The organism is Kineococcus indalonis (assembly GCF_009906395.1).
GTDB classification, from domain to species: Bacteria; Actinomycetota; Actinomycetes; order Actinomycetales; family Kineococcaceae; genus Kineococcus; species Kineococcus indalonis.
Map to the genome: position 1 here is coordinate 1 of NZ_JAAALM010000315.1, position 4,916 is coordinate 4,916.

Below are 4,916 nucleotides of genomic sequence, written 5' to 3' on the forward strand. Positions count from 1 at the left end.
GGTCAGCGCGGGAGCGCTCGCCCCCGCGCTGACCCGCCAGCTCGCCGCCACGAGGGCCTCGAACTCCTCGCGCACCCGCTCGGGGTCCGCGAGGAGCAGCTCGCAGAACGCCTCGTGCACGTCCGGCGGGCCGGCCGGGACCGTCGCGGTCACCTCGCCCCCCGCCTCAGGCGCCGATGGCCTGCTGGTCCTCGGTGGCCTGCACGGTGATGCGGCGCGGCTTGGCGCGCTCGGCCACCGGGATGCGCAGCTTCAGCACACCCCCGTGGTAGGTCGCCGAGATCCTCTCGGTGTCGAGGTTGTCGCCGAGGATGAGCTGGCGGCTGAAGACGCCGCGCGGGCGCTCGGCCGCGACCATCTCCTCGGTGCCCTCGTGCACCGGGCGCTGCGCCCTCACGGTCAGCACGTTGCGCTCCACGTCCAGCTCCACGCTGGACGCGTCCACGCCGGGCAGGTCGAACTCCACCACGAACTCGTCGCCGCTGCGCCAGGCGTCCATCGGCATCACCGCCGGTCGCGCCGTGGTCCCCAGCACCTGCTGGGTCAGCCGGTCGAGCTCTCGGAACGGGTCGGTGCGCATCAACACGACCACCACCTCCAGTGCGTGCACCAGGTGTGACTGCTGTGTCCCGCGCGGTCCGGGTCGAGCCCGGTACCGCACCACCAGTGGTAGCACCCACGGCGCGCGAGTGCAAGAGCGGATCCGCTGCGGTGCAGCGGATCCGCTCGTCGCGGTGGTCGAGGGCGGGTGCCGGGTCAGCCCAGCTCGGCGAGGGCCTTGAGGATGCGCTCGTCGCTGACGGGACCGGCGGTGGGCACCGGCTGGGAGAACTTCTGCAGCCGCAGCTCCTCCAGCGCCCAGCGCAGGCGGACCAGCTCCGGGGGCACCACGGCCCCGGCCCGGCGCACGTGGGCGGCGTGCTCGTCGCGCACCCGGGCGAACTCCGCCATCCGCACCCGGTCGCGCTGGGGGTTCTCCGGAGCCGTCTGCAACCGGCGCAGGATCCCCTGCAGGTAGCGCAGCAGGTCCGGCAGCCGGCCGGCGCCGGCCGCGGTGACGAACCCGGGGCGCACCAGGCCGGCGAACTGCTCGCGCACGTCGGCCAGGGTCGCCACCAGCGCCAGGCTGCTGGTGCGCGAGATCGCCCGCTCCACCTCGGCGGCCGAGCGCAGCACGCGCAGGGTGCGGTCCACGACCTCGGTGGTCGTGGACAGCAGCCCGCGGCCGACCTGCTCGGCCAGGCGGGCGAAGTCCTGCGCGGTGCGCACCGGCCCGCCGGCGGCGTCCAGGCGCTCGTCGACCGCCGCGCGCAGGCAGTCCTCCAGCACGGCCGCGGCGCTGCCGTGGGGGGCGCGCGCCAGCAGCAGCTTGGCGTCGTTGGGCAGGCCGGACTGCACGGTCCGCAGCGGTGGGGGCAGCACGAGCAGCAGCAGCCGCACGGTGCCCTCCCGGTGCGCCGCCGCCGCCTCGGCGGCGGTGGCGAAGGTGCGCAGCCCCACGGTGGCGCCCTCGTCGACCAGGGCGGGGAAGGAGACGACGTCGCTGCCGCGGCGCACCGTGGTGTGCGTGTCCGGGACGTGCGCCGGCAGGTCGTCCGGGCCCGGCTCGGCCGGCCACGCGGTGGCGCCGGTGCGGCGCAGCTCGTCGGCGGCCTCGGCGATGGTCGCGCGCACCTGGGTGGACACCGCCTCGCGCAGGCGCGCGAAGTCCTTCCCCTCGGCGAGCACGGAGCCGTCGGCGGCGGTGACGCGGAACGTGGGCCGCAGGTGCGCGGGCACCTTGGTGAGGTCCACGTCCTCGTAGTAGATCTCGGTGCCGTCGCCCAGGCGCGGCATCTCCTGCTCGAACGCCTCCCAGAAGCCCTGCCGGCGCGGGGTGACGCGCTCGAGGAAGCGGGTGGCCTTGTCGGGGGCCGGGGCGAGGTTCTTGCGCAGCTGCTTGGGCAGCGCGCGCAGCAGCGCGGTGACCATCTCGTGCCGGAACCCCGGCACCTGCCAGGCCAGGTCGCGCTCGTCGAAGCGGTTGACGACCTCCAGCGGCACGTCGACCGTGACGCCGTCGCGCGGGGAGCCGGGCTCGAACACGTAGGACAGCGGCAGCTCCAGGTCGCCCTGGCGCCACACCGTGGGGAACTCCTCCTCGCTGACGCCGGCGTCGCCGGCCACGAGCATGTCCGGGTCGAAGGTCAGCAGGTCGGGGTCGGTGCGCCGGGCCTGCTTCCACCAGGCGTCGAAGTGCCGGCCGGAGACGACGTCGGCGGGCACGCGCGCGTCGTAGAAGTCGAAGAGGACCTGGTCGTCGACGACGATGTCGCGCCGGCGGGCCCGGTGCTCCAGCTCCTCGGCCTCCTCCAGCAGCTCGCGGTTGCGGGCGAAGAACTCGTGGCGGGTGTCGAAGTCGCCCTCGACGAGGGCGTGCCGGAGGAACAGCTCGCGGGAGAGCTCGGGGTCGATGCCGCCGTAGGCGACGGTGCGCCCGGCGACGATCGGCACCCCGTAGAGGGTGACGCGCTCGGTGGCGACGACGGCGGCGCGCTTGCGCGACCAGCGCGGCTCGGAGTGCTGGCGCTTGACGACGTGCTCGGCCAGCGGCTCGATCCAGGCCGGGTCGATCGCGGCGGCCACCCGCGCCCACAGGCGGGTGGTCTCCACCAGCTCGGCGGCCAGCACCCAGTCCGGGGAGCGCCGGCCCAGGGAGGAGCCGGGGAAGAGGGCGAACCGGGCCCCGCGGGCGCCGAGGTACTCCTGCTGGCGCGGACCGCCGTCACCGCGCCCGCGCCCGCGCGCGTCGCGCTTCTCCTCGCGCACCTCCTTCATGCCGATGTTGCCGAGCAGGCCGGCCAGCAGGGAGCGGTGCACGCCGTCGGCGTCGTGCGCGGCCGGGGGCAGCACCTCGCCCTCGGCGGGGGCCTGCACCGCCGGGACGTCGACCTCGAAACCCATCTCGCGGGCGATGCGGCGCAGCTGGTGGTAGGTGTCCTGCCACTCGCGGATGCGCAGGTAGTGCAGCATCTCGGCCTTGACGCGGCGGCGGAACGCCGAGGAGGACAGCTCCGCCTGCAGGTGCTGCAGGTAGTTCCACAGGTTCAGGTAGGTGAGGAAGTCCGAGCGCTCGTGGCGGAAGCGGGCGTGCAGCTGCGCGGCGCGCTCGCGCTGCTCCAGCGGCCGCTCGCGCGGGTCCTGCACCGACAGCGCCGCGACGAGCACGAGCACGTCGTGCAGGCAGGAGTTCCTGCGCCCCTCCAGCACCATGCGGCCCAGCCGGGGGTCGATGGGCAGGCGCGCCAGGTCCCGGCCGGTGCGGGTCAGTCGCGGCACGCCCCGCTCACCCGGGCGCGCCTGCTCCAGCGCGCCCAGCTCGGCCAGCAGCGCCAGGCCGTCGGCGATGCTGCGCGCCTCGGGGGGCTGGATGAAGGGGAAGGCGGCGATGTCGCCCAGCCCCAGGGAGGCCATCTGCAGGATGACCGCGGCGAGGTTGGTGCGCAGGATCTCCGGGTCGGTGTACTGCGGGCGCGACTCGAAGTCCGCCTGGGAGTACAGGCGGATGCAGATGCCCTCGGCCACGCGCCCGCAGCGGCCGGCGCGCTGGTTGGCCGAGGCCTGCGAGACCTTCTCCACGGGCAGGCGCTGCACCTTGGTGCGGTGGCTGTAGCGGGAGATCCGCGCGGTGCCCACGTCGACGACGTAGCGGATGCCCGGCACCGTCAGGGACGTCTCGGCGACGTTGGTGGACAGCACGATCCGGCGGCCGCGGTGGGCGCGGAACACCCGGTGCTGCTCCTCGGCGCTCAGGCGCGCGAACAGCGGCAGGACCTCGGTGTCGCGGAACTCCCGGTCGGTGCGCGCCAGGTCGTTCAGCGCGTCGGCGGTGTCGCGGATCTCCCGCTCCCCGGGCAGGAACACCAGCACGTCGCCGGGGCCCTCGGCGGCCAGCTCGCGCACCGCGTCGAGGATCCCCTCGGTCTGGTCGCGGTCGTCGGCGGGCACCGGGGCCTCGTCGACGTCGAGGGCCTCGCCGGCGTCGTCGTCGAGCTCGCCGGCCAGCTCCTCGGCGAGCTCGTCGGCGGCCAGCGGCCGGTAGCGCACCTCCACGGGGTAGGTGCGCCCGGAGACCTCCAGCACGGGCGCGCCGCCGAAGTGCTGCGAGAACCGCTCGGTCTCGATGGTCGCGGAGGTGATGACGAGCTTGAGCTCGGGCCGGCGCGGCAGCAGCCGGGCGAGGTAGCCGAGCAGGAAGTCGATGGTCAGGCTGCGCTCGTGCGCCTCGTCGATGATGAGGGTGTCGTACTGCAGCAGCTCGGGGTCGCGCTGGATCTCGGCCAGCAGGATGCCGTCGGTCATGACCTTCAGGACGCTGTCCTCGCCGACGCTGTCGGTGAAGCGCACCGCGTAGCCGACCACGCCGCCGACCTCGCTGCCGAGCTCCTCGGCGACGCGCTCGGCGACCGCGCGGGCGGCGATGCGGCGCGGCTGGGTGTGCCCGATGCGCCCGCGCCGGCCGCGGCCGAGCTCCAGGCAGATCTTGGGCAGCTGGGTGGTCTTGCCCGAGCCGGTCTCCCCGGCCACGACGACGACCTGGTGCTCGCGCAGCGCCTGCGCGATGCGGTCCTTCTCCTGGCTGACGGGCAGCTCCGGGGGGTACCGCACCTCGGGCACGGCCGCCTCGCGGCGGCGGGCGCGCTCCTCGGCGGCGGTGGTCTGCGCCTCCACCTCCTGCAGGCCGCGCTCGAGCGCCCCGGGGTCGCCGGTGCGCGCCAGCACCGCCAGGCGGCGGCGCAGGCGGTCCTCGTCGCGCAGCAGCACCCGCTGCAGGCGGGCGGCCAGCGCGCCGGCGCGCGGGTCGTCGGGCAGCTCGCGGGGTGCGCCCCCGCGCGGACCGGCGCGCTGGCCGGTCCGCTCGCCGGGGCGCTGGGGGC

Annotated in this window: 2 protein-coding genes; both read right to left on the reverse strand. The window is 75.4% G+C overall.

The genetic code is table 11. The features are described 5' to 3' along the window. Positions 1-166: 166 nt before the first annotated feature. Positions 167-580, reverse strand: coding sequence for an Hsp20/alpha crystallin family protein (locus GTR00_RS14610; RefSeq protein ID WP_205705839.1), 414 nt, complete (start codon positions 578-580; stop codon positions 167-169). Between the two features lie 176 nt (positions 581-756). Beyond that, the gene (hrpA, locus tag GTR00_RS14615; protein ID WP_166612335.1) at positions 757-4,851 is read right to left on the reverse strand and encodes an ATP-dependent RNA helicase HrpA; all 4,095 of its coding nucleotides are present in this window, start codon (positions 4,849-4,851) and stop codon (positions 757-759) included. Positions 4,852-4,916 lie beyond the last annotated feature (65 nt).